The sequence below is a fragment of the Quyinboa mangrovi genome (genome assembly GCF_042219825.1).
GTDB lineage: Bacteria > Bacteroidota > Bacteroidia > Bacteroidales > UBA5342 > JBHJHP01.
Window position 1 is genome coordinate 257,617 of sequence record NZ_JBHJHQ010000006.1, and the last position, 26,309, is coordinate 283,925.

The window sequence follows — 26,309 nt, forward strand, 5'->3', positions numbered from 1 at the left end:
GATGCATTTCTTTTTAATTTGTGCTTCGTTTTGCCAACATGGATTCTGCTGCTACCAGACCACCAAATATTAAGGTCAGAAAGTAAATAATATCCTTGCTATCAATGACTCCTCTTGTAATGGATTCGTAATGGGTATTCAAATCCAGATAGTTGAATATTTCAGCTGTCATGCCGGATGTAGCACGGGTGAGAAATCCAAAAATAATATGAAACAGAATTCCGATGGCCAGTGCAATAAGGATGGCTACAATCTGGTTATTTGTTAAACTGCTTGCAAAAATACCGATGCTAATATATGCGGCAGACATCAGCAACAATCCAAGATAACCACTCCATACTTCTCCATGGTCAATTTGTCCCAAATTGGCGACAGTTATATAATACGGAATGGTAAGTGCCAATGTGATGGCTATCAACAAAAATGTGGATAAAAATTTGCCGGCAACAACCTGCCAGTCACTAACATCTTTGGTTAACAGTAGCTCAATTGTACCTGTTTTCTGCTCTTCCGCCAGTAACCGCATAGTTAACATGGGTATAAAAAAGAAGAGCGACCAATAGGCAATATTAAAAAATGCGCCCAAGCTGGCCTGATTGATGAAGAAGATATCTGAACCACTTATCCAGGTGAAGAAGCCTGTAAAACCTAAAAATAGTATGATCATTATATATGCCATGAGAGAATCGAAGAACGACCGCAATTCCCTTTTGGCAATGATCCATATTTTATTCATATCAAAATAGTTTTTTTAATTTCTAATTCATGGTTACTTCGCGGAAAACGTCTTCAAGTTTTGTTTCAATCGGTGTCATTTCGGTCAGGATCCAACCTTTTTGAACACACAGATTAAAAATGGCTTTGCGTGAAGACATGTCCGGTTTACTCTGAATTTCGAAGGCCTGATCATTATCTGGTATAAAATCGCATACCTGAACCGAAGAGAGTTCTTTCAATGCCTTGAATACCTCGTTTTTATCACCTTCTTCTATCGCAACTTTTATGATTTCATTTCCCTGAGCCTGTTTTCTGAGTGATTCAGCAGTACCATCGGCAACAATTTTACCGTTGTTAATAATAAGGATTCTGTCGCAGGTAGCTTCTACTTCTGCAAGGATATGTGAGCTAAGAATTACGGTTTTCTCTTTTCCGATTTGTTTAATTAATTCCCTGATCTCTACAATCTGGTTTGGATCAAGCCCTGTGGTTGGCTCATCAAGAATTAATACGTCAGGATCGTGAATAAGTGCCTGTGCCAGGCCAACACGTTGTCGGTATCCTTTTGACAGTTCCCCGATTTTTTTGTGTTTTTCATGACTCAGGCCGCATACACGGATCATTTCCCTGACCCTGTCATTGATACCCGATTTTACTACTCCCTGCAGTTCGGCAACAAATTTCAGATAGTCAATAACGCCCATTTCGAGGTAAAGCGGATTATTTTCAGGCAGATAGCCGATCCTTCTTTTTACTTCGTCAGGTTGTTCATTTACTGAATACCCTCCAACTTTAATAATACCCTGGTTCGGTGTGAGATAACAGGTGATAGCTTTCATTGTGGTTGTTTTACCTGCGCCGTTTGGCCCAAGGAAACCTAATACTTCACCTGTGTGAACCTTAAAAGAGATGTTGTCAACTGCTTTTTGGCTACCATACACCTTGGTAACATTTTCAACAGTAATGTCCATAATATCTAAAGGTTTTTTAAACAAAATGCGACCGAAATTATTAAAAATTGAAACTTAATATTTTTGGTTTAACTTAAATTAACTACTTTCAGGCAATAAGCGCTTTTTTAAATAATTTTTAGGCTGAGATGCCTTATTTTAGCAGTTATTTAGATTTATGAAATGCAGATTGTGCCACTCAGATACAGAGAAATTCTTTGCGCCTGGTGAACGTGTTTTTTATCAGTGTGTTAATTGCAAATCGGTTCAGGTTGATCCGGATAATCTTCCCTCAGCCGACGTTGAAAAGGAACGGTATAGCTTGCACAATAATAGAACAGCAAACAAGGGTTATGTGGATTTTCTTATGCCACTTATTGATGCAGTCAGGAGATTTCATACGGTTGATGAGAAAGGTCTGGATTTTGGCTCAGGGCCGGAACCTGTTTTGAGTCAGATTCTTAAAAATGAAGGCTTTTCTATAGATGCATACGATCCTGTTTTTTGTCATAATACTGACTTATTGGATAATAAATACGATTATTTAGTCTGTTGTGAGGTTATTGAACACTTCCATAATCCCTCGAAGGAGTTTGAGTTATTAAGTAAAATGATGAAATCAGGCGGAGAATTGTATATTAAAACAAACCTGTTATCCAGGGACATTGATTTTGACTCATGGTGGTATAAAAATGATATCACCCATGTGTTTTTCTATTCTGTTAAAGCACTGGAGTATATACGGGATAACTTTAATTTCTCTGCGTTGCGGATTGAGGAGGAATATTTTATTTTAAAAAAATAAACGGAGAAGCCCTATGCTTCCCCGTTATTTACTCCGGTCATATTTTATTATAGGGTTGGAGTTTAATTATTTAATGGTTACAACTATGTTCATGGTTGTGTCCATGTTCATGGTGGTGTAGGTGACTTTCACATCCAATTCCGGAATCAATCAAAAATCCGGCAAGGTAGGCTTTCATAACTTCGTCAGGATTTCCTTTGCATCCGCGAATAACTTCAATACCAGCATTCGTTAGTTTGTTTAAGGCCCCGTCCCCCATATTTCCCGCCAGCATTTTGGTCACGCCCTGCTCGTTCAGCAACTGGGTAAGGTTCGATTTGCATCCACATCCCTGTGGAGAATCCATTTGAGTTTTAGATTCTATTTTACCATCAATAATTTCATAAACAGAGAAAAAATTACACTGTCCAAAGTGATCGTCTATTTTTTCTCCCCTCGTTGGAACTGCTATTTTCATCATCTTTACTTTAAAATTTTAATGCTTCAATTTTTATTTTATTTGTATCCACTATAATCAACTGAATATTTTGCTTTCTGGCTTCTTCCTGCACATGAACTCCAAAATCTCCTGCAATTAATTTTGTTACGCCAAGTGCTTTGAGGTAATTTATGGCTTGAATGCCTGCGTCTTCTGCAGTCATGTGATAGGGATTGGTCACGGTTTCCCGGGTTTCATTTTGGGCATCAATAATCATGAATTTCCGGCATCTCACAAAGTGATCACTGACCCTGTTGTTATATTTGTCCGAGACAGATATTGCTGTTTTCATGGAGGCTATATTGAAAGGTTTGAAACATCAGTAGTCATACATACAGGGCATGAAACAGAAGGATCTTTCTGGGGCAGATTAAACCGCGAGTTACAATTTCTGCATTCATACCAGTCGTCAGCGAAATATGCCTGCCCACCTTCAATCTGTATTTGCCTGGCTTCTGTGAACGATATGGCAATTTTTTTACGGGCGCTGTCGTAAATTCTTGTTAATGTTGGTCGCGATACGTCCATTAATTTCGCTGCATCTTCCTGGTTCATCCCTTCGTAGTCCAGCAATCTTATGGCTTCATATTCTTCATGATAGAGTTGAACCGGATCTTTAAGCGCTCCGTAGTATCCAAAAGGATTCATCCCCCTTATGCGGGGTGGGTTACTGATTTTTCGCAATCTTTTTGGTCGGGACATACATTAATTTTTTACAAATATAATGAACATATGTTCATTATGCAATATTTTTAAATATCTTTTTATATGGCGATAATTATCTTTTAAATAACTTGAAATTTATAATAAATTAATATATATTTGTTATTGGTTTAATTTGAGTTAAATTTAAGTAATGTCGAAGAGACTTTATATTGTGCTTTGTTACCTGACTTTGTGTGGCCTTTTAAGTGTGCCTGCTGAAGCTCTTAATAAATCTGTTTGTTTCACAGGTGATGGCTATATATCTCCAGGAGCATTTTATATAGAATCGAATGTTGCAACCGTGGAATTCTGGACATTTAAGGAAACATGGCAGGTATCAAGCCAGGAAGTGCTTTTATCAAATTTCGAGAATGGAGGGTGGGAGTTTGCAGTTAATAGCACATCGGTAATGCTTAAAGCTTTTCTTGATGGAGTGGAGCAAACCATTTCATTTCCTGTTTTGGGAATGACAGGAGGTTGGCATCATTTTGCCATGACTTTTGACGGAAATTACCTCAGGTTTTATATGGACGGTTATCAACGCGGATATGTTTTTGATTTTAAATCTGTATTGACGGAGCCATTATCCGGTACATGGCTTTCAATTGGTTGTGAATCAATGGTCAATGGTGCAACAGGGCAAAATTTTAATGGGGAAGTTGATGAGGTGCGAATATGGAACAAATGTTTATCATCTTCTGATATTCGGAATTGGATGCACCGGGAAGTTACAGATTCTATAAAACCGGATTATATTCAAAATCTCGTTTTGTATTATCCGTTTAATGAACCTGATATTTATCTGGATAATAACCAAATTTTAAATTCAGTTACCGGATATAATCTTGAATTGTACCAGAATATCATTTCTGACATCAGTTCGGGACCTGTTATTCTTTCGGATGACGAATTGCAGAGTACCCGTGCACTTTGGAGTGCATTTAGTCAGGGTACATATTCTGAACCATCAGGTGGATTAAATCTTGGGATCACTGATTATAATGAATTTGATATTCGGGAAGCTGATTTATTTGGTCATGACGGACAAACAGGAATAATTACAGTTGGAACAAATGATGGGGTTGATCTTCAAGCTAACAGGGTATGGAAAATTATTACAAATCATGATGATGAACACCCTTCATTGAGATTTCAGATTTTTGATGCAGGAGCTGGTGCATTGTTTTATGACTGCCTTCCTGTAAACAACTATAAATTAATGTATAAATCATCGGTGGAAGATACTTTCATGATTATAGATGAGGCAGATAAAATAGAAGGGAATCTGATATTTTTTAACAACATTGATGTAAAAAGTGGCTATTTTACGATTGCAAGAGATAATGATATACCTACGGTAATTTCAGCCACGGAAGTTCTGAATATTTCAACTACTTCTGCGGACTTTGGTGGAGCTGTAGGTTGTGACGGAGGGGCAAACGTATCAGCATTCGGTGTATGTTGGAATACTTCAGGGAGTGCAACGTTGGATGATTTCTATACAATAGACGGAAGCGGAACGGGAGAGTTTACCTCACATCTGGATTCGCTGGAACCTGGTATTGTATATTATATCCGGGCTTATGCCACAAATTCAGAAGGAACGGCTTATGGTGAGGAAATGGTTTTTCAGACCAATAAAATGTACCAAAGTGTAGTATTCCCGGAAATACCTGTGAAAGAATATGGTGCACCTGACTTTGATCCCGGCGCATTTGCCAGTTCAGGGCTCCCGGTTATATATACATCTTCTGACAGCGATGTTGCCACAGTTACTGATGAAGAGAAATTGCATATTACGGGTATGGGATCAACTACTATTTGGGTTTATCAACCCGGAAATGATAACTATAGTCCGTCTTCATATAAAAAAATGATACTGACTGTTAATAAAGCTATTCTCAAGGTATCAGCGGATGACAAAACAATTACTTATGGCGACTCTTTACAGGCACTAACCTATACAATAACAGGCTTTGCCGGTAATGAAGATACATCGGTTTTAACTCGTATGCCTCAAATAAACTCAAATGCTCAGGATATGGCTGATGCAGGAAATTATACCATTTCGACAAGTGGGGGCGAAGCTGAAAATTATACATTTGAACATATAAATGGTACTTTAATCGTTAAGAAAGCAGAACTGGAGATAGAGGCACTTGATCAACGTATTACTTATGGTGACTCACTACCTGAAGCTCAATACCTTATTTCAGGATTTGTAAATGGAGAGGATACGACAGTATTAGATAGTATTCCGGCAATAAATTATGTTGCTGCAGAGTTAATCCCGGAGGCCGGAACGTATGAAATTGCTATAACAGGTGGTGGTGCTTTGAATTATGAACTAAATTATAATAATGCAACATTAACTGTTGATAAGGGGCTTCTAAACGTTTCGGCTGAGAATCGTCAGATTGTTTATGGAGACAGTATTCCTGAATTAGAGTATGCAATTTCTGGCTTTATTCCCAAAGATACCGTTTATGAACTGGACGTACAGCCTGAAATTACTACCGATGCAAGTCTGTTTAGTGATGCAGGAGTCTATCCTATAACAGTCAGCGGAGCCCTGGACAAAAACTATGATTTCCATTATGAAAGTGGAGATCTCACGATCAGTAAGGCATTGATAACTGCTAAGGTAAAGGATACCACTATAGTTTATGGAACTGAGCCGGGTGGCTTTTCATATACGGTATCGGGGAAAATTGAGAGTGATCCCAATCCTGTATTTGTATATTCTCCTCAGCTTACAACAAATGCAGGAGATTACTGCAATGTTGGTTCATACAATATATTTATTGAAGGTGGTGTTTCGCAAAATTACGAACCGGAATATATAAGCGGTGTACTTACAGTAATAAAAGCTATGCCTGAGATCTCAGAGTTGCCTGAAACAACTCCGATAGCTGAAGGTCAATCTTTGATAAATTCCCAAATACTGGGTGGATTGACTACAACCAATGGATCGTATGAATTTTCAGATCCGGAATATGTACCGGACAGTACCGGGGAGGAAGTAGATTTACTTTTTATACCGGAAGATACATTGAATTATACAACAGTTAAAATGAAGATCGGTATTATCATCTCGACAGAGACATCCGTAATTTTACCCAAAAATAATGCAATGACTGTTCAACCTAATCCGGTTTCCAGGTGTTTTATGTTATCAGATGTTGAACCGGGAAAAATAGTTCAGATCTTTGACATATACGGAAATTTGCGGAAGACTTTCTATTGGAATGGCAACGTTATTGATGTTAGTGATTTTGATCCCGGTATATACATCGTATCAACTGAAAATCAAATGATAAAATTTATCAAGCAATAACAATATGTCAGTTGACGTTATAAAACAAAGTTTATAGTTGAATGTTGTTTATGAAGATAACGGGATGTAAATACTATGAGAATATGACCGGTTTTTAAGATTTAACCTGAAAATTTTCTAGCGAATAGTACGTGAAAAGCAATGTTCAGGTGTTTAAATATTTAGAGTTTAAATTATGTAAATTTGTTAAAAAAGCCTACTTTTATATTCATAGTATTTACATTTTGTAAATAATCCAATATAAGTAAATGATGTGTTATGAATTTTAAAGCCAAAACCATTCGATTTCTAGTTGTTTTACTTTTTTTTATATTCATAGGGCTGATATTCAGATTTGCCATTCAACCATTTTTATCAACCTGGGGTTCTTCTGATGAAATAGCCGAAATGGCGTTACCTGGAGATTCTATAGTAAGTTCACCGTCATATATTGCAACCAGAACTATTACAATTGAAGCCAAACCGTGGGAAATTTATCCATGGCTGGTGCAGATGGGGAAAAAGAAAGCTGGTATGTATGGTTGGGACTGGTTTAATAATGGATTCAAGCAAAGTTCCTATAATATTATTCCTGCATATCAGAAACTGGATACAGGTGATGTTGTTAGGGTCAGAACAGGCCTTGAGATGGAAATACAGGACTTTAAAAAAGACACATTTATTGTTTGGAAGGGGATCAGTAAATCATCGGATGCTTCTGTAACGTGGATGCTTATGCCTTCGGGAAAGCGTCAAACAAAACTGGTTTGCCGCATGCGCATTAAATATCATTATGTTAACCCGGTAACGCTAATCAATTTGGGATATGAAATTGTAGATATGCCCCTGAACCGTGCATCGTTAAAGGGTATTCAGAACCGGGCAGAAGCACTGGGACAGAACAATATGTCGACAGAAATTGCACGTGCCGTTCTGCTTTTATTTCCGCTCCTTGCGATGTTTATATTTCTTTTAAGGGTTTTCAAAAAAGAAAAATACTGGGAACCCTTTGTACATGGTTGGAATTATGCTGGTATTCTTTCTGTTTTTACTGTATGTATCTTTGCCCATGTGGGTATTGGTAATTGTGGCATTCATTGTGTTGCTTACACTCATTGGTACTGCTGCTGAGAGTGCGGCATTAAAACAGCAACAGTCAACAGAAAATCAAACGACATAAATATTTTATTTTTAACAGTTTAAGTGTGATTTATTAAATCACACTTTTTTTTGCTCTTTTTTTCAGATACATTTGTAATTCTGTGATTGTAAACTGTATGCTTGAAAAATCTCACCAGTTAAAAACGTTATTACTTGTTAACCCTGTTGCAGGCATAAGTAAGAAGAAGAAAGTATTGCATGATTTGAAAACGACATACAGCAACATTGATTATATACTCACAGAATTTCCTGGTCACATTCGTAATATTTTTAAAGAGAATAAATCAAAATATGATCTTTTTGTCGCCGTTGGGGGCGATGGTACGTTTAATGAACTAATCGGCGCAGCCATTGGAAGTGATAAGCTTGTTGCCGTACTGCCATATGGTTCCGGAAATGGTTTTGCTCGGGAGTTTGGTTTTAGTAAAAGTCTGAAAAAACTGTTGAAAGCTATTCATAAAGGGGAATATTTAGAGGTGGATTCTTTGAATGTGAACGGTAGAATTTCAGTTAATGTGACAGGGACTGGATTTGATTCAAGGATTGCGCACGTTTTTCACAGGATGAAGCGGAGAGGATTCTGGAGTTATTTTTATTCTACACTTAAAACAATTACTTTTTTAAAATCAATTGATGCTGATATTATAACCGAACAAAAAAGCTGTTCCGGAAAATATTTGCTTATTTCTGCAGCCAATAATAAACAATACGGGAATAATGCAATCATTTCACCAAAAGCCAGCCCCTTCGATGGCAAATTCGAATTGCTTTTATTCAGGCCTTTCCCCAAGATTCTGTTTCCATATTTTGCAATCCAGGTTTTTTTAGGTTCTCTACGACAATCACGATATGTGGAATATATTCAGGGACTTGAACGTGCTGTGATTCATACAGATTTTAATCAGTTTCATATTGATGGTGAAGCCGTTGAAATGGATAGTCCGGTTGAAATTGTGATAAATCCTAAATCGCTGAAAGTCTTAAAAACGGATAAATTCAGGTGATTCAAAATTTGCGTGAAATCAGATCGTTAAGACCTTCAACAAAGTCGTATTCCGCATGTTCTCCTTCGGTTGAGAGTATGAGTTCATTATTTACAAAGTAGTTCAAATGCAGTGTTGAGTCCGCACTTTCAGAAACGTATCTGTTATCGGTTGCAGAAGGTATTTTAATTTTACCTTTATTTCTTGGTATCAACGAAATTTCAATCCGGTGTTTCCCTTTTGTTAGTTCAACCAGTAGCACTTTACCCTGCTGATCAAATTTTGTAAATTTGGTTTTCGTGTAGAAGCTAAGATTGATCAATTTTCCTTTGTAATAAAAATATCCTACATTACCCAGAATTTTGGTAAACCCGAGATTTACCGTGGACACCGTAATTACAAAATAGGTATCAGGAACCGTAAATGTATTGCATCCAATATATAACCAGCTTTCAGGATAGTATTTTCCCCATGTTTTTTCAATAAATCCTGTACCGTTATCAAAATTAAGCGTTTGATTATTTATTGAAATGGATCCACTTATTTTATGATGCATGGATATTACCGCATAATAAATATGCTGAAATGGCATAAAGCTTAAATATCCTATCACATTTCGTTTGAGTCCATAGGACGGATATTCCATAAGTTCTCCAAACCTGATCTTACCTGAACCCTTAAATCCTTTTTGATCAATACTGATTTTAATACCCTTTTCAGAAAATGAATTCTCTCCAAAACTGAAGTTCATTTCATATTTCGATGAAATCAATTCTGATAGGTCATAATATGCCACACAGGTTTCACCTGTAATTCCATTTAGAAACTGAACATAACATCTTTGATTTGACCCAAGTTCCATAACCGGAATGATGACAAGTACCGAATTCCTATCTTCCGATACAAGCTTGAATAACCAGTTTTCAAAATACCTCCTGTGATTTTTATGCGATTGAAAAAATTCAGGATGAAAAACTTTAGGTAATATTCGCTTGGTTACTTTCATTACAATCCGGGTGCTAAAATTTAGGTTCAGCTAATTTAAGCATATTTTAAAAACATTTGCCTCAAAAATATGTCAAATTTATTTTTTTTCGCTATCTGAACTTTTTTTAGTTACTATTTTGAAATTTGGGAGAAAATCGGGATATTCCTGAGCTATAAATTTAATAATTTTTTCGCGAAGGAAAACGCGCAAATCCCATGCAGAAGGTGAATCCGAAGCACTAACAAGAACCCTCAGTTCCATTGTCCTTTCGGTTGCATCGGTTACCTGTAATACATTAACCTTTCCATCCCATTTGTCGGTCTCCTTAAGTAATTCTGCTATTTTATCCCTTAACTTATCAACCGGAAAACCATAGTCAACGTAAATGAATACTGTGCCGAGTATGTCTGCATCATTTCTGGTCCAGTTCTGAAATGGTTTTTCAATGAAGTAATTGATGGGGACTATTAAACGTCTTTTGTCCCATATTCTTACCACAACGTAGGTCATCGTAATTTCTTCTATCCATCCCCATTCACCTTCTACAATAACAACGTCATCCAGTCTTATGGGTTGTGTTATAGCGATCTGAAAGCCAGCAAGTACAAGTGATATGGATCGTTGTGCAGCAAATCCGATTATGATTCCGGCCACGCCAGCTGAAGCCAGAAGGCTGTAACCAAGTTCACGTATTTTGTCGATGCTCATCAATGCTACTGATACGGCAACAACTATGACAATGAAAATCATCAGGTTTTCGAAATACCTGAACTGAGTGTGTATTTTACGGGCTTTCAGGTTGTCTTTGGTTGATATATCATATTTTGTGAGTACAATATATTTTATCCCTTTAATGCTGTTAATCACAAGCCAGCTTATGGAAAAAAGGAATAGAAAAAACATGATTCTTTTCTGATTAACCGGAAGATCCAGATCATTCCAAACCGGTTGTGTAACGTAAAGACCGAGTACAAAACCTAAAAAGAGTACGGGGTCTTTTATGAGCTTTACAATATTTTCCCAGTAGTCATTTTTAGCTTTGCGTGCTATAACGAATAATCTTTTTCTGACAATAAAAGAAATAATCAAGCCGAGAAGAGCTCCTCCAATGGCAATAAATAAAATGGTTAAATCTGTTTTTTCCATAAAATCTGCTTTTTGAATTGAATGGGATTTACTGGCTGATTTTAAGGTTAGTGATCAGTTCAACTGATTTATCTTCTGATATTTGTTTTATTTCTACTTTGTTTGTTTTTAACCATCCGTTTTCTGAATCTATTTCAATGGAACTATCTGACGATCCCATCAGGTTTAATTTAAATTCCGATCCGGATAAGTTAAGTGTTGTTTTTTGATTTTCTATGTAGTCAGCACTTTTAACTTTAAGTACATTTCCCACTTCGGTTAGCACATAGTTACTGGTTATTTTTTGATTTTTTGAGCCAAAATGCCTGGATGCTGTTTGCCAGCTATCGTTTGCCTGTAACTTAATGTCCGAATATTCAGGAAACAGATAATGAGCAAGTTCTGTAAATCCCTGTTTCGAAAATGTATGTAACAAAATTCCTTTCATAGAATTACTAATATCCATTTCCTGAATAAAAGACCCCAGACCTTTTTTTACAGACACTTTGCCTTTTGTTGAGATCTCAACAACGATATCCTGATTTATCATTCTTCGAAGCATGCCTGCCTCTTTTGTATTTTCTCTTGTATTAATTCTTGAAATGGACTGCTCGCCTGAAAAAAATTCACATACCATCATTGGAATGCTGATATTTAAAATAATGTTTCCTTCTTTGGTTTTATCTGCTACTTCAACATGCAGATCAAAGGTGAGATGAATGCGGTTCTTTTCTCCTATTCCCTGGAATATATATGTATTGTTTTGTTTCATATCCAGATGGTATAATGCATACTGACCCGGTTTAAAGTGGTATTCCAGGTTATATTTTTTTGCTGATACAGAACATGTAAGCAGCAACAAAACCAAAAAGGGTATGAGTCTAATCAGGTTTTTCATATAAACAGAAACTGTCTTAAAAGTACAAAGTTCGCATTATTCAATATACTTAACAAACGTTTGTACGTATAAGACAGTTTCAAAAGCATTATTGCTTAATCAATTCAAGGATTTTTGCCTCCAGTTCATCGCAAAGCTCAGGATTATCAGCCAGAACCTGTTTAACAGCCTCGCGTCCCTGTCCGAGTTTGGTTTCTCCGTAACTGAACCATGAACCACTTTTTTTGATGATATCTTTTTCAACAGCAAGATCAAGTACTTCACCTGTTTTTGAAATACCACCACCGTACATCATATCGAATTCAGCTTTACGGAATGGAGGTGCTACTTTATTTTTTACAACTTTGACCCGAATGTGGTTACCTGAAACTTCCTCACCATCTTTAATCTGTCCAATGCGGCGTATATCAAGGCGAACAGAGGCATAAAACTTCAGGGCATTACCACCGGTTGTTGTTTCCGGGTTTCCAAACATTACCCCGATTTTTTCGCGCAACTGGTTAATAAAAACGCAAACAGTATTTGTTTTATTTATGCTGGCAGTAAGTTTACGCAAAGCCTGTGACATTAACCTCGCCTGAAGTCCCATTTTGCTGTCGCCCATATCACCTTCAATTTCAGCCTTTGGTGTAAGTGCAGCAACGGAGTCAATAACGATAATGTCAATGGCAGAGGAACGGATCAACTGGTCGGCAATTTCCAGTGCCTGTTCCCCGTTATCAGGTTGAGAGATTAACAGGTTGTCAGTGTCTACACCAAGCTTTTCAGCATAAAAGCGGTCAAAAGCATGTTCCGCATCAATAAATGCTGCAATTCCTCCTTTTTTTTGCGCTTCTGCGATGGCATGAATGGCCAGGGTTGTTTTACCGGAAGATTCAGGTCCGTAAATTTCCACAATTCTTCCTTTGGGATATCCTCCTACACCAAGTGCGATATCAAGACTTAAAGAACCTGATGAAATACTGGGAACGTCCATTACAGATTGTTCTCCCATTTTCATAATTGTGCCTTTCCCAAAGTCTTTTTCAATTTTAGACATGGTAAGCTGCAATGCCTTAAGTTTTTCCTTATTTGGTTCTGTCATATAATTAAGAGTTTTAATATGCTGATTATCAATTCAGGGCTAAAAAATGCCGAATGGGTGCAAGTTACTACTTTTTTGGTTTGATTGGAAGAATTTGCGAGGAGGGGAAAGGGTATTTATTAAAGTTTTATCAACAAAAAAGGGGATTAAGAAATCCCCAGTTCTGCATAAATTTGTTCGGTATGTTCTTTTGTTTTTACCTTATCAAAGATTTTGGCTATCATACCATTTTCATCAATAACATAGGTCTTTCTGAGTACACCCATGTAGCTTTTGCCATACATCTTTTTCTCACCCCATGCATTATATGCCTGTAATATTTCTTTTTCGGTATCAGAAATCAGTTGAAACTTAAGATCGTACTTGGCAATAAAATTTAAGTGTGATTTTGTACTGTCGGGACTTACACCTACAACCTCAAACCCTTTACCGGTAAGATCCGAAAGATTATCGTTCAGGTTACATGCTTCCGCAGTACAACCAGAAGTATTATCCTTTGGGTAAAAGTAAAGGATCAGCTTTTTCCCTTTGAAATCTGAAAGTGAAATTTCCTTTCCATCCTGATTGATTCCTTTGAAATCAGGGGCTTTCACGCCTTCTTTTAATTCAGCCATAGTGTTGTATTTTTAGTTTATGTAATTAAAAACGAGATTCGTCTCAAAATGTTTAAAACAGTTTATGATAGCCATGACAATAGGGAAGCGTTCCCTTATGATCGTAATAATCCTGATGATAATCCTCTGCCTCCCAGAACGTTGATGAAGGTGTAACTTTTGTGGCAATATCATAACCTTTATTTTTCAGCTCAGTGATGAGCTTTTCTGTAATTATCTTTTGCACCTCGTTCAGGTAAAAAACCTCTGAACGATACTGCACTCCTATATCGGGACCTTGCCTGTCTACCTGGGTAGGGTCGTGTGTTTCAAAAAATAATTTGCAAAGTGTTTCAAAGTTTGTTTTTTCAGGGTCATACATCACCTGTACTGCCTCGGCGTGACCTGTAGTTCCTGTACAGACTTCTTTGTAATTAGGGTTGTCCACATGGCCACCAACATAGCCAACAGTAGTGGATATAACACCTTTTGCCTTCTGAAGGTAATATTCAACACCCCAGAAACATCCGGCAGCAAAAATTGCGGTTTCCTGTTTCATATCTTATATTAGTGTTTATTTTCTGGTATAAATTTTAATGATATTGAGTTGACACAATGCCGTGTATTTTTGGCTGTAAAACCTTCGCCAATAAATACATGGCCCAGATGTGCACCACAATTTGCACAAAGAATTTCTGTGCGTCTGCCATCCCTGTCGGTTTGTCTTTCTACAGCTCCGGTAATTTCATCATCAAAACTGGGCCAGCCGCAACCGGAATCGAATTTTGTAACAGATTCGTATAAAGGTGCATTGCATCGTTTGCACACATATGTGCCTTTTTCATAAAAATCATAATATGTCCCGGTGAACGGGCGCTCTGTTCCTTTATGAAGAATAACATATTCTTCATCTTTTGAAAGATCATTATATGAGTTGTTCTGTTTATCCATGTGCATTTTATGGTTTGCATAGTTACAAAAAAAATCTTCAGGTTGCCTTCTGAATTTCAGCTTTAGCTCTAATTATGTCAGGTACATTTTTATAAGATTTTAAAACTTACAGTTAAACCCGGATGGCAGATATTTTGTTGCATATCTTAACCCAATTTAATATTGTAATAATGCTGGTTAAACTAAACAAAAGAACATAAACGAATTATTTCTTTTACCTTAAAGCGAGTATCAGTTAAGCAGGAAGAGTGTTTCTTTGAAGTGAACGTGGTTGACTTTTAGAGGATATTTTCATCCCGAATAATGGTCTTAGCACGTTAATTCGTTTGATAACGAATTCGTATGTAAGAAGGCAGCCTCCCATTGTTAGTACAACAATTATGATGAATTTTAACCAAATAGAAACAGATAAAGGCAGAATTAAAGATGATGCCAGAAATAAAAAGATCATATGTAGTATATAAACCGGATAGACTGCCTGGCTAAGATACCGGAGTGTTTTGCCCGGACGGTTAAGATACTTGAACGCAAAGCCCAAAGCTGAGAAGATCCACAGGTTCGATTCAATACTCATCAGGAAGTCAGGTGATCTCAAATTAAAGAAATACCATCTGACCAAGTAAAGTAACATAGCAAGTAACAGTAATTGCCATCGCCATTTTTTTACGGTATTCCAGAATGCATTTCCTGTTTCCACTAAAATAAAACCAAAGAAAAACGCCATAAATCCTAAAATATAACCGTGTAAGGTTTGAGCGTAGAGTTCGAACAATTCAGGATTTACGATTAAGGCTTCGAGTACAAATGGAACAGTAATTACCGATAAGCCAAACGGGTTATTCAAAATTCTTTGTAGCGCTTGCATGAAGAGACCTTCTTTGTGCTTTTTCAGGTAAAAGAAAAGCGGGGAGAGGATGATAACATACAGGAATATATTTAACAGGAACCACAAATGCGACTGACTGATTGTATATGTAATGTCCTGGTTGTAATAATTCTGCCATATCATAACATGTAAAGGTGTTATCAGCAGCATCCCGGCTGTAAAAGGAATAAAAATTCTTAGGGTTCGCTCTTTGAGTAATGCTTTAAAGTTTCGTTTTCTGATCGCAAAAGCAACGCCCATACCTGAAACGAAAAAGAGCAAAGGAATACGCCAGATATTCAGCATGGTCATGGGTGTCCAAACAGAAGTTAATGATTCGGGGCTCTGCATAAATCCAATCAAAACTCCCCACGGTTGAAACACTATGGCAATATGGTATATCAGCAAAAGTCCAATGGCAATTACCCGAAGCCAGTCAATATCGTATCTTCTTTCTGTCATTTTATTATTTGGTTTATTCTAACATTTTTGCAATTACAGGTCTTGTCTTCTCCAGATAGTCATAGTCAAGCTTTAATCCAAGAGGACCAAGTTCTTTCCCAATATAGTCGTAAACAACTTTCACGTCAGCAAATGGTACGGAAACAATTTCAAGAGCGGTTGAGTTAGTGTTGTTTTTTATGGTTTTATCTGCACCATGGTCTAAGAGCTCCTTTACAATTTCGGTACGGCAGAAAAAGGCAGCCACATGAAGCGGGGTAGAGCCTTCATTGTTTTTCATGTTGGTATCAGCACCGGCATTCATCAGTTGTTTGGCCACTTCAGTTTTCCCAAATGTTGCGGCTATGGTCAGTGGCGTTGAACCATACTGATCCTTTGCATTCAGGCTGGTACCTGCGGCGATGTGTTGCCGCACTGCACTGATGTCTCCCATAAAAGCAGCAGCATGTAATGTAGTAACTGGTGCAGAAGGTCTGGAGTTTTTTTCATTTTTTGATCCTGATTTTCCGTTGCAGGATGTGAATACAATTGCTGTAAAAAGAATCAAAAAAGATGTAAGCTTTAATAAAGATTTGCTTGGTTTTTTCATGATAAATTGATTTTAAATTTCTACTTCAAAGATCAGGCATATCATGATGCAGATTTAAACATGCATAAATCAGAATGTATAAATTTTGATGCAGTAGTATAAAATATGACGTAGGTGGCTTGTTTTTCTTCTTACTTAAAGGTTTATAATGTGTATTTAATTTGTATTTTGCAAAATACATCAGATGTTGAAAATAGCTTATCAATGCAGGATTTTTCAAATAACGACTTCCTGAATAACCTGAGGAATATTATTTATGATAATATCCGGAATCAGCAGTTTGGTGTCAGCGAATTAGCTGATAAAGTAGGTATGAGCCGGTCTAACCTGTTACGAAAGGTTACCAAACAGGCCGGAATATCGGTTAGTCAGTTTATACGGCAGGTGAAGCTGGAACATGCTATGGAACTTTTGAGAAATTCTGCTTCAAATGTTTCTGAGGTAGCCTGGCAAACAGGATTTAGCAGTACATCGTACTTTATCAAATGCTTTAAGGAAGTTTATGGTTATTCTCCTGGTGAAGTTGCAAACCATCCGGTAGAAAAAACTTCGGACAAAACGGATCAACCTAAAAAAAGAAAGTTGACGTTAGTTTTTGGCATTCCGATAATTATAATCCTGGCCGGTTTAATTGCTTTGCTTTTGTTTTTCCAGCCAGATGAGATTAAGAATCAGCCAGATAAATCCATTGCAGTTTTACCCTTTAAAAATGATAGCAACGATTCTTCCAATATCTACATTATCAATGGGTTGATGGAATCAATTTTGAATAATCTGCAAAAAATTGAAGATTTAAGAGTGATCAGCCGTACCTCGGTAGAAAAATACAGAAATAGTAATAAAACTATTCCTGAAATAGCAAAAGAACTTAACGTGAAGTATTTTGTGGAGGGTAGTGGACAAAAACTTGGCGACCGGATCATGCTTCATGTTCAGTTGATTAATGGTCAATCGGATTCTCATTTGTGGGCTGAGCAATATGAGGAAAATACTTCGGATATTTTTAAATTACAGCAGAATGTCTCCCTGAGTATTGCTCAAACTATAAAGGCCATTATTACTCCTGAAGAAGAACAACAAATTGATAAAATTCCAACGCAGAACATGATTGCGTATGATAATTTTCTTAAAGGTCTGGAGTATTTTCACGCAGGAACAAGAGAAGGATTGATTATGGCCATTCGGTATTTTAAAACAGCACTTGTGCATGACCCGAAGTTTGCAAGGGCTTATGCCGATATTGCAATAAGCTATTATTACATGGATATTCTGCAGGCCGAGAAGCAGTTTACGGATTCCATTAGTTTATATTCTGATAAAGCATTGCTCTATGATCCGGAGCTTGCCCAGAGTTTGGTAGCCAGAGCCCTGTATTACATGTCAGATGGCATGTTTACGAAAGCTGAGCCTTACCTGGAGAAAGCATTGGAATATAATCCGAACTCAGCTTTTGTGATCAACTTTTTATCGGATTTTTATACGACATATATACCTAACAGTGCCAGATACCTGGAATATGCATTGAAAGGCATTCAACTTGATATTGCCTCCAACGATTCATCGACAGCCAGCTTTATTTATTTGCATGTGAGCAATGCGTTGATCCAAAACGGCTTTGCAGATGATGCCATATACTACATAAATAAATCGCTTAGCTACAATGCGAATAATCTTTATTCCCAATATGTTAAAGCATATATCCTTTTTGCGGGTAGTAAAAATATGGATCAGACGCTTAAGCTATTGCTTGAGGTTTACGAAAAGGACACCACCCGAATGGATGTTCTTCAGGAAGTAGGAAAGATGTATTATTTTAAGGAAGATTACTCCAATGCCCTTAAATATTATCAACGATTGATAGATGTCAGGGAAACGTATAATATGGACTTATTCTGGTACGAAGATCCTAAAATCTGTACGGTTTTAAAAGAAACAGGAAATGTACAAAAAGCTGATTCCCTCATGGAAAGTTATCTCAGAAGGGCAGAGCAGGATAAATCAATCTACAGGGATATGATGCTGGCCTTATATTATGCCTTTGAACATGATAATGAAAAGGTGTTTGAGCACATGAACTTATTTGCTAAACAGGATAACTATCATTACTGGACTGTTGAATTTACAGAGATGGATCCAATTTTTAAGGGAGTTGTGCATACCAGAGAGTTTGAAAAAATTCTCGAAGGGATTAAATCAAAATTTAACAAGCGCCATAACCGGTTAAAAACGGAACTGAAGAAAAAGGGACTGATCTGAGTTTATTCTAGTACAGTTTCTCGATCGTAAAAATAAATTTGGTCCCTTTGTTTTTATTGCTTTCAAGCCATATTTTTCCACCTAGAAGTTCTACGTAGGATTTTGAAATGGTTAGTCCTAGTCCGGTACCTCCATATTGTGAACTGATGGTAGCATCTTCCTGTTGAAAACGTTCAAATATTTTATCCAGGGCTTCTTTTTTTATTCCGATACCACTGTCTTTGACAAAAAATTCGATTACATTTTCCTTAACTGTATATCCAAACGTAATTTCTCCTTTACTGGTAAACTTAATGGCATTGTTTAAAAGATTGGTCAGTATTTGCCTTAGCTTTAGTTCATCGGTTTTAATGACAATATCTTTTTGGTTGATTTCTGTTGCTAAATTAATTTTAACATCACGATTTTTTTGCTTGGACCGGTAAATCTCAAGCAATTCTGTCATAAGTTTGTTAAGGTCAATGAATGAATAATTTACGGTAACCTGCTTCGTTTCTATAAAGGAAATAGAAAGTACGTCGTTAATCAGGTCAAGCAACTGGAGCGAGCTGTTATAGATTATATCGGTATAGCCCTTTACTGTTTCTATTGGTGTATCAGGGTCGTTGATTAGTTCTGCAAAACCACAGATGGCATTTATCGGGGTCCGTAGTTCCTGTGACATATTCTGCAGGAATGCTGTCTTTAGTTGATCATTTTCTTCGGCTTTTTCTTTGGCTTTTACCAGTTCATCTTCCATCCATAAACGTTGAACCAGAATAGCAGCCTGATTAATTAACGGTTCAAGAATAGGTTTATAGGGTGTAAGATCCTTGTCTGATAGTATCATTAATCCACCATAATGGATGTTTTTTGAAACAAACCCCATTGTATATAGATCCTTTACTTTCAGGATTTTTTCCATGATTCTGCAAATGGTTTTTGGTATTTTTCGGGCTCCCAGAGCATATAAACCACCTTCCAGTTTTTCAATATGACCACTTCTGAATAACTTCAGCTCTTCTGGTGTAACAGCTGAAATTGGAACTACGAGTTTTAAAGGATCAAATCCAATGGCTTTTATGAATTTATCAAAAGGCATCTCCAATCCAGCATATGCTTCAACTTTAAATGATTGAGTCTCTTCGTACAAAATAGATGTGAATACAATACCAAATCCAAGTATTTCTCTTATTTTTTCTGGTATAACTCTGTAAATTTCAAATCTATCAGTCGTCTGTAATAATTTGATTTGTAGTTCTGATATTATTTCAGCAGTTCTGGCATCTACAACATAGTCTTGTCCCATAAAGATGAATTATGAAAGCGATTCATTAAATTGCTTGTGATTAACAGGATTTTGTTCATACATTAAATAACTGGGTTAAATTTCCAGGAATTAAAAAATATCGAATCTAAGGTAAGTATTTTATTAAAAAGACACTGCATTGCAGTGTCTTTTTAGAAGAAGTATATTGTGTACGAATAGCTTTAGATACTTTAAGATGAAGATACGGAGCAATCCGGGAAATTTTATATTAGATATAAATTATTCATTCAAAAACAGTATGTCTCTGAATACCGGAGTGTTATCTACTGCAATTAAAATAACATATGCACCGGATGGGACATTCAAAAGCAACGTTTTACTTATATCTCCCTTTTGGACAAGTTTGCCGGATAAGCTATAAAGTGCATATTCTGCAGAAACAAATTCTTCGGAATATTCCAATGAAATCTGTCCGTTAGTGGGATTTGGATATATTCTGGGACTTTGTTGTTGTGTATTTTCTTGAGCCAGATTCAGTCCGCAGTCAGGATATTCAGGATTATGATAGATCAGATTCCCGGATAGGCTGCAACAGGCAAATTCTGTAAAACAGTAGTTTGTTGGAACCGGTTGCCAGTAAAACAATGGATTATAAAGGTCTCCGATTCCTTCAACCCATATTCTGTTAATCAGTCCTGTTAAAGCCGGATTACCGTGCATGTAAAGTGTTTTTCTAATGCTACCATCCTCATATTCCAAATACTTTGTTGAATCAACATATAAATACACATTTGTATTTGGTTCAACCAATATCGAATCTTCAGCGTTTAATGTAAAATCATATATCAGGAACTTCTCGTTATCGTTGTAATACACCCTTCCGTTTTCTTCGCTATAATAAACATTTGTGTTTCCATAGGGATAGAACCGCATAGCATACGGATTATCTTCAAAATTTGATGTGTCAATCTCAATGCTGAATCTGGTGTATCCGGGTTCTTCACTCAATTCACCGCAATGTGTTACATATGTCCATTCTTTGCCGTCTTCAATGAAGAAGTTATATGGAGGTCTTTCTCCACATTCCGGATAGTCAGAATCCTGATATAGCAAGGAGTCATTTATATGACAGCAAGCCAGCTTGGAATAACTGCCGTCAATAAGCAGGCTTTTTTTGCTCTCAAATATGCCTCTTAAATCACCTATGCCTTCAATCCATTTTGTTACGGGGTTTGGCAATAAGGAAGACCCTGAAGGATAAGGTTGCGATATGTCGCTAAGAATCCAGTATCTTCGTCCGGTTTCTTCATCAATTCCTTTTTCATTTACCTCAAAAGGAATACTATCATAACCCTGATATACAATATCGCCGGATTTGGCAGTAAAATCATACAGCAAAAATTCATTGCAGCCGTCAAAAGCTAAATCAGAGGAGTCAAGCTGATATATTTTGCCGTTTTCTTCGCGGATATACTTCGGAATAGTATCATAAACGTTTCCATCCGATGGTGTTAATAACGATGTGTTTACTTTAAGATAGCTTTTACCGTTCCAGCAGAAGTAGTGTCCATCACCTTTATCTATGGAATATTTCAACGACTTAAAGAAGGAATTCTCAAGTCCCGGAATGAGGTTCATCACATTCCACGACTTTCCAATCTGAACCAGTGGTTTATAATCTTCGTCAAGAATTCGATAGTTTTTCCCGTTTAAATTTACTGTTTCTGTACCAATCACTTTCTGTCCGGCATTTATTCTGATTTCAAACCGGCACATGCAATCACATTGCGCTTCGGCAGTATCAGTTAACTCCATGAAAATGGTATCGTTAGGTTCAGCATTAATTTTAAGCGAAAAATTCGCACAACATTGTTCGGACCAAAGTATTTCCACAATAACAGAATCCTGATGTATATAAACGATAACCTGATTAGAATTGTCATATGAAATGTCACTGCATTCTGCAGTAAAGTTATAATAATCGGAAAACTGAACCTGGGAAAAAACATTGGTCATGTAAAAAAAAGAAACTGTGAGTATAGCGTAAAAGAATTTCATAATGGTAAATTTTGAGGTAAACGAATCATTATTTATTGATATACTTATTAATTTGATTAGGGAAACATAACTACGTAACTTTATGAAAGTTAGAGTTTGATCTTTTTAATGAATCTATATAGAGAGTTTTGGTTGCATGTACTATGTTAAAATTTTTTAATTTCTGATAGAATAACTATTTTAGTTCAGTTTTAATTGTCTGTTGAATGAAATATATATTACTCACTGTTTGTTTGTTGCTATCTATAGAATTGACTGCTTCAGAATCGAACGCCGTATTATTGAATTATTCCACAAAAGTGGAAGTGAAAGGGAGCAGGAAAAAAGTTACAAATCATATTAAAATAATGATTATGAACCGCTCCGGTGATGACTACAGCGTAATCGGCATACCCTATTCAGAAACCAACAGAGCTTCAATTAATTATGCATATCTGAAAGATAGCAATGGAAATATTCTGAAAAAGTTTTCAAACAAGGATTTTTATGTGCAAAGCGATATTTCTGATTTTTCTTTTTTTGAGGATGACTATCTCAAATTGTGTCCGATAAAGCATAATAATTATCCGTATATTATTGAATATGAGTATGAAACGGATAGTAAATCATATGTCTATCTGGAGTGGTGGTCGCCGGTAATGGACGATGAGGTTGCCACATTATCGGCCAGTCTGGATGTATATATCCCGGCGGATTTTCCCGTACATTATAAGGCTCAGCATGTTTCTGACTCACTTTTTGAATCGGATGGAAAACAGAAACATTTAAGATGGGAAGCCAGTTATCTGCCGGTCAGTTATGAATACTTTACACCGCATCAGTTCAGTATTTTTCCGAGTGTTCGCATTGTGCCGGATGCCTTTCACTTTGTTGAAGATGGAAAAAGTACCAGTTGGGAAGCCTATGGAGAATGGCAAAGCAGTCTGCTTGATGGATTGAATAAACTCACTTATGAAGAACAGATGAAGATTAAGCGTTTGACAGATAAGTGTAGTAGTGATGAAGAAAAAATAAGAGTTTTATATGCTGATATGCAGAAGACAAAACGTTATGTGAACATCTCTCTGGCTACTGGCGGACTTTTACCAAACAGTGCCTCTTATGTTTGTGAAAACGGTTACGGCGATTGTAAAGCCCTGACCAACTATTTTAAAAGTGCATTGGAATTTGCCGGTATCAAATCCTTTTATACCAAGGTATATGCAGGAAGTAAAGTAAGGCCGGTAGACCGTAACTTTGTAGCTCAGCAGTTTAACCATATTATACTTTTTATTCCAATGCAGCACGATACTGTGTGGCTTGACTGTACCAGTAAGGGGCCTTACAATTATCTTGGTTCATTTACCCAAAACCGCTGGGTATTTGTTGTGGATGGATCCAATAGTCATTTTGTTAAAACACCTGCATTTGAACCTAAAGATGTATTGGAGACCCGAATTGGAAACGTAGAAATTAATTCATCGATGTTATTGGCGGATTTTACCTCAAAATATAAGGGACGAATGTTTGAAATGTTCGATAATATGAACACTAATCTTACAGATAAGGATGTGGAGGAGTTGATATTTGATAATCTTGCAGATGAAGGATATATGCTTGAAAGCTATTCTCTGAAGCCTGTTGATAAAGAATATAAACATGTTGAAATTTCGTACAAAAGCTCCTCTAAGAAAGCGGTAATAAAAAGCAACGATGAATTGCTTGTCAGGCAATTTAAAATATATATTCCAGAAATGGAGGAACCGAAGGAGCGAAAGTTTCCTCTTCAGATTGACTACCCCTTTTATAAAATTGACTCTGTTTATTATTTTTATCCTGAAGGTTATGAACTGGGGATGGAAAATGACGATTTTAACATTAGTTCGCCTTATGGTGCGTTCATGTATGAATTCGTCCCGATGAAGGACCGGGTACTAATCGTTCGTAATTATAAACTTTATGCAGGAAATTATCCTTTGGATATTTATCCGGAGTTTTATGCGTTTATGGATTCAATTCGGCAATTTGAGAAAAAGAATTTTTTAGTATTTAAGCTTAAACAATAAGAAATGAAAAAAATTATCCTTTTAACACTTGTGGCCTTAACAGCACTGACATTGCATGCTGAAAAGATTATTATGGAAATGGGAAGTGTAAGTATGTCTGAATTAAAAATGACAACATACGATAACGACCCGGATGCTGAGGCTGTAACAATTTTTGATCTTGGGGAGTCTGCGTTTATCCATGAAGACGGTCAGGGGTTTATCATTCGTTTCTCGCGGCAAACCAGAATTAAGATTCTTGATGATGCCGGCCTGGATTATGCAGAGGTGGAAATACTCATATATCGGACACGGGATATTTATGAAACTGTAGAACAGATAAAAGCTGCTTCATTCCGGTTGGATGGAGACCAGCTGGTTAAAACCGAACTGGATAAAAAGGATGTACAGATTGAAAAGGTTAACGAATACTATGTTAAGTACAAATTTGTTATTCCGGACGTCAGAAAAGGATCGGTCATAGAATATTCATATGATATTTATTCACCGCGTATATTTTATTTAAGAGACTGGGAATTTCAGTCTGAGATACCAACCATTTACAGTGAATATGTTACACGGATGATCCCTTTTTATGAATATGTGTATATTTTAAAAGGTGCATCTTCTTTTGATGTGTATGAAAATAAGGTATCATCCACAGAACGTTATTTTGCCGGTCTTAAGTTTAAGGATAATATTTTTCGGGTCGGAATGAAAAATGTCCCTGCATTCCGCGATGAATCATTTATTACATCCAAAAATGATTATATTCTATCACTTGATTTTCAGCTGGCCAAAATACATCAGCTACAGGGTGGAACGCAGGATATCATGACCACCTGGGAATCTATGGTAGAGGAGTATGAAAAAAGTCCGAATTTTGGTAAGTTCATTAAGAAATGTGAGAAATCAGCACCAAAAATTCTGGACATGGATAAGGTGCTGGCCATGCCAAATGAAGAAAAGTTTGAGTACATCGTTGATTACGTAAAATCAGGTTACAGCTGGGATGGTTTTACCAGTGACGGGGTTTCAAAATCAGTAAAGGATTTGACTAAGGAAAAAAGAGGAACCATCGCTGAAATAAACCTGTTCCTGACCGGATTACTCAGGGCTGCCGGATTTGAGGCATATCCGGTTTTGTTAAGCACAAGGGAGCATGGTAAAATACAACATAAATACCCGTTTGCAGATTTCTTTAACTATCAGATTATTTATGTAAAAGATGGCGAACACTCGTACCTGACTGATGGAGCCGATTATCTCTGTGATGACAGGCGTATTCCTGAACGCTGTCTGAACGACAGAGGGTTAATTGTAAAACGTGGACCAGTTGAATGGATCAACCTGAATACAAAAATTGAGTCAGACTACCGCAGAAATATCACACTGAATGTTGAACTTGAAAAGGCAACGGCTGAGATAATGGTTATTGCATCAGAATATGAAGCACTGAATCTGAGAAGAAAAATCGGAGGAAACGAAGATAAATTAAAATCGTATTATAAAGATTTACTGGGGGACGAAATTGATTCCGTTGTATTTATAAAAAATGCAAAGGACAGAAACAAGCCTTATCTTGCAGCTTTTAAAAGCGAAATAGAACTTACCCGGCTAAATGATAAACTTTATGTGGCGCCATTTCTATCGTTTGCGGGTTCTGATAATCCCTTTAAACAGAAAGAACGCAAACTGCCGATTGATATGGTGAAAATCAGTAAAAATGAGTTTCATACAACGATGAAAATTCCGGATGGCTATGTTATCGATTTTAAACCTTTGAATAAAAAGGTAGATAATGATTTGTTTGAGCTTGAATACCGTATAGAGGAAGGTAATAATCAAAACGAACTTATCGTTTTACTGTCTTATAAGTTTAAGGATAAAGAGTATCCTGCACAGGATTATAAAAAGTTAAAGTCATATTATGAGCTTATTCTTGAAAAAGCGAATGAAAATATTGTGTTGAAAAAGTCAGAGGTATAATACTTCGTTTAAAACCTGGTTCATTAAAAATAAATTAGGTTATTTATTGATAAAATAATTCAT

Annotated in this window: 23 protein-coding genes; 7 read left to right on the forward strand and 16 right to left on the reverse strand. The window is 36.6% G+C overall.

Features of this window, described 5'->3' with window-relative positions; all coding sequences use genetic code 11:
* Positions 1-13: 13 nt before the first annotated feature.
* The gene (locus ACE1ET_RS14360; RefSeq protein ID WP_375729112.1) at positions 14-736 is read right to left on the reverse strand and encodes an ABC transporter permease; all 723 of its coding nucleotides are present in this window, start codon (positions 734-736) and stop codon (positions 14-16) included.
* A 22-nt stretch (positions 737-758) separates the two neighbouring features.
* Positions 759-1,688, reverse strand: a complete 930-nt coding sequence (locus ACE1ET_RS14365; protein WP_375729113.1) for an ATP-binding cassette domain-containing protein — start codon at positions 1,686-1,688, stop codon at positions 759-761.
* Positions 1,689-1,845: 157 nt separating this feature from the next.
* Between ACE1ET_RS14365 and ACE1ET_RS14370 the strand changes: the two genes are divergently transcribed.
* On the forward strand, positions 1,846-2,472 hold the full coding sequence (locus tag ACE1ET_RS14370) for a class I SAM-dependent methyltransferase (RefSeq protein WP_375729114.1): 627 nt from the start codon (positions 1,846-1,848) through the stop codon (positions 2,470-2,472).
* A 70-nt stretch (positions 2,473-2,542) separates the two neighbouring features.
* Here ACE1ET_RS14370 and ACE1ET_RS14375 read toward each other — a convergent pair whose 3' ends face one another.
* The 3 genes from ACE1ET_RS14375 to ACE1ET_RS14385 are packed head-to-tail and all read right to left on the reverse strand — an operon-like array spanning position 2,543 to position 3,652.
* Positions 2,543-2,932, reverse strand: coding sequence for a NifB/NifX family molybdenum-iron cluster-binding protein (locus ACE1ET_RS14375; RefSeq protein ID WP_375729115.1), 390 nt, complete (start codon positions 2,930-2,932; stop codon positions 2,543-2,545).
* 7 nt (positions 2,933-2,939) lie between these two features.
* A complete protein-coding gene (locus ACE1ET_RS14380; RefSeq protein WP_375729116.1) occupies positions 2,940-3,242 on the reverse strand; it encodes a NifB/NifX family molybdenum-iron cluster-binding protein in 303 nt (100 codons plus the stop codon).
* A gap of 5 nt (positions 3,243-3,247) precedes the next feature.
* Entirely contained in the window at positions 3,248-3,652 is a 405-nt protein-coding gene (locus ACE1ET_RS14385; protein WP_375729117.1) for a DUF134 domain-containing protein, read from the reverse strand.
* A 154-nt stretch (positions 3,653-3,806) separates the two neighbouring features.
* Here ACE1ET_RS14385 and ACE1ET_RS14390 point away from each other — a divergent pair, with 154 nt between their 5' ends.
* From ACE1ET_RS14390 to ACE1ET_RS14400, 3 genes are all read left to right on the forward strand, one after another.
* A complete protein-coding gene (locus ACE1ET_RS14390; protein WP_375729118.1) occupies positions 3,807-6,992 on the forward strand; it encodes an MBG domain-containing protein in 3,186 nt (1,061 codons plus the stop codon).
* A 258-nt stretch (positions 6,993-7,250) separates the two neighbouring features.
* Positions 7,251-8,102, forward strand: a complete 852-nt coding sequence (locus tag ACE1ET_RS14395) for a hypothetical protein (protein ID WP_375729119.1) — start codon at positions 7,251-7,253, stop codon at positions 8,100-8,102.
* Between the two features lie 146 nt (positions 8,103-8,248).
* A complete protein-coding gene (locus ACE1ET_RS14400; protein WP_375729120.1) occupies positions 8,249-9,136 on the forward strand; it encodes a diacylglycerol/lipid kinase family protein in 888 nt (295 codons plus the stop codon).
* 1 nt (position 9,137) lies between these two features.
* Here the strand turns inward: ACE1ET_RS14400 and ACE1ET_RS14405 are convergent, their stop codons facing one another.
* The 9 genes from ACE1ET_RS14405 to ACE1ET_RS14445 all read right to left on the reverse strand — a co-directional run bounded on the left by ACE1ET_RS14405 (position 9,138) and on the right by ACE1ET_RS14445 (position 16,670).
* Positions 9,138-10,121: a tocopherol cyclase family protein gene (locus ACE1ET_RS14405; protein ID WP_375729121.1), complete on the reverse strand. Its 984-nt coding sequence runs from the start codon at positions 10,119-10,121 to the stop codon at positions 9,138-9,140.
* 78 nt (positions 10,122-10,199) lie between these two features.
* Positions 10,200-11,249 (reverse strand): mechanosensitive ion channel family protein, encoded by a 1,050-nt coding sequence (locus tag ACE1ET_RS14410; RefSeq protein WP_375729122.1) that lies wholly within the window; start codon positions 11,247-11,249, stop codon positions 10,200-10,202.
* A gap of 28 nt (positions 11,250-11,277) precedes the next feature.
* Positions 11,278-12,126: a DUF6263 family protein gene (locus tag ACE1ET_RS14415; protein WP_375729123.1), complete on the reverse strand. Its 849-nt coding sequence runs from the start codon at positions 12,124-12,126 to the stop codon at positions 11,278-11,280.
* A gap of 88 nt (positions 12,127-12,214) precedes the next feature.
* Complete coding sequence (gene recA / locus ACE1ET_RS14420) at positions 12,215-13,210, reverse strand: recombinase RecA (protein WP_375729124.1); 996 nt, start codon at positions 13,208-13,210, stop codon at positions 12,215-12,217.
* 146 nt (positions 13,211-13,356) lie between these two features.
* Positions 13,357-13,824, reverse strand: coding sequence for a thioredoxin-dependent thiol peroxidase (bcp, locus tag ACE1ET_RS14425; RefSeq protein WP_375729125.1), 468 nt, complete (start codon positions 13,822-13,824; stop codon positions 13,357-13,359).
* A 52-nt stretch (positions 13,825-13,876) separates the two neighbouring features.
* Complete coding sequence (gene msrA, locus ACE1ET_RS14430; protein ID WP_375729126.1) at positions 13,877-14,362, reverse strand: peptide-methionine (S)-S-oxide reductase MsrA; 486 nt, start codon at positions 14,360-14,362, stop codon at positions 13,877-13,879.
* Positions 14,363-14,370: 8 nt separating this feature from the next.
* Positions 14,371-14,754: a methionine-R-sulfoxide reductase gene (locus ACE1ET_RS14435; RefSeq protein WP_375729127.1), complete on the reverse strand. Its 384-nt coding sequence runs from the start codon at positions 14,752-14,754 to the stop codon at positions 14,371-14,373.
* 235 nt (positions 14,755-14,989) lie between these two features.
* On the reverse strand, positions 14,990-16,081 hold the full coding sequence (locus tag ACE1ET_RS14440) for an acyltransferase family protein (protein ID WP_375729128.1): 1,092 nt from the start codon (positions 16,079-16,081) through the stop codon (positions 14,990-14,992).
* A gap of 13 nt (positions 16,082-16,094) precedes the next feature.
* Positions 16,095-16,670, reverse strand: coding sequence for an ankyrin repeat domain-containing protein (locus ACE1ET_RS14445; RefSeq protein WP_375729129.1), 576 nt, complete (start codon positions 16,668-16,670; stop codon positions 16,095-16,097).
* Positions 16,671-16,874: 204 nt separating this feature from the next.
* Between ACE1ET_RS14445 and ACE1ET_RS14450 the strand changes: the two genes are divergently transcribed.
* A complete protein-coding gene (locus ACE1ET_RS14450) occupies positions 16,875-18,926 on the forward strand; it encodes a helix-turn-helix domain-containing protein (RefSeq protein ID WP_375729130.1) in 2,052 nt (683 codons plus the stop codon).
* Between the two features lie 7 nt (positions 18,927-18,933).
* Here the strand turns inward: ACE1ET_RS14450 and ACE1ET_RS14455 are convergent, their stop codons facing one another.
* Complete coding sequence (locus ACE1ET_RS14455; RefSeq protein ID WP_375729131.1) at positions 18,934-20,214, reverse strand: sensor histidine kinase; 1,281 nt, start codon at positions 20,212-20,214, stop codon at positions 18,934-18,936.
* A gap of 240 nt (positions 20,215-20,454) precedes the next feature.
* Entirely contained in the window at positions 20,455-22,233 is a 1,779-nt protein-coding gene (locus tag ACE1ET_RS14460; protein ID WP_375729132.1) for a T9SS type A sorting domain-containing protein, read from the reverse strand.
* Positions 22,234-22,439: 206 nt separating this feature from the next.
* Here ACE1ET_RS14460 and ACE1ET_RS14465 point away from each other — a divergent pair, with 206 nt between their 5' ends.
* Both ACE1ET_RS14465 and ACE1ET_RS14470 read left to right on the forward strand, forming a co-directional pair.
* Positions 22,440-24,278 carry a DUF3857 domain-containing protein gene (locus tag ACE1ET_RS14465; RefSeq protein WP_375729133.1) on the forward strand — a complete coding sequence of 613 codons (1,839 nt, stop codon included), beginning with the start codon at positions 22,440-22,442 and terminating at the stop codon, positions 24,276-24,278.
* Positions 24,279-24,281: 3 nt separating this feature from the next.
* The gene (locus ACE1ET_RS14470; protein WP_375729134.1) at positions 24,282-26,246 is read left to right on the forward strand and encodes a hypothetical protein; all 1,965 of its coding nucleotides are present in this window, start codon (positions 24,282-24,284) and stop codon (positions 26,244-26,246) included.
* The last annotated feature ends 63 nt before the right edge of the window (positions 26,247-26,309 follow it).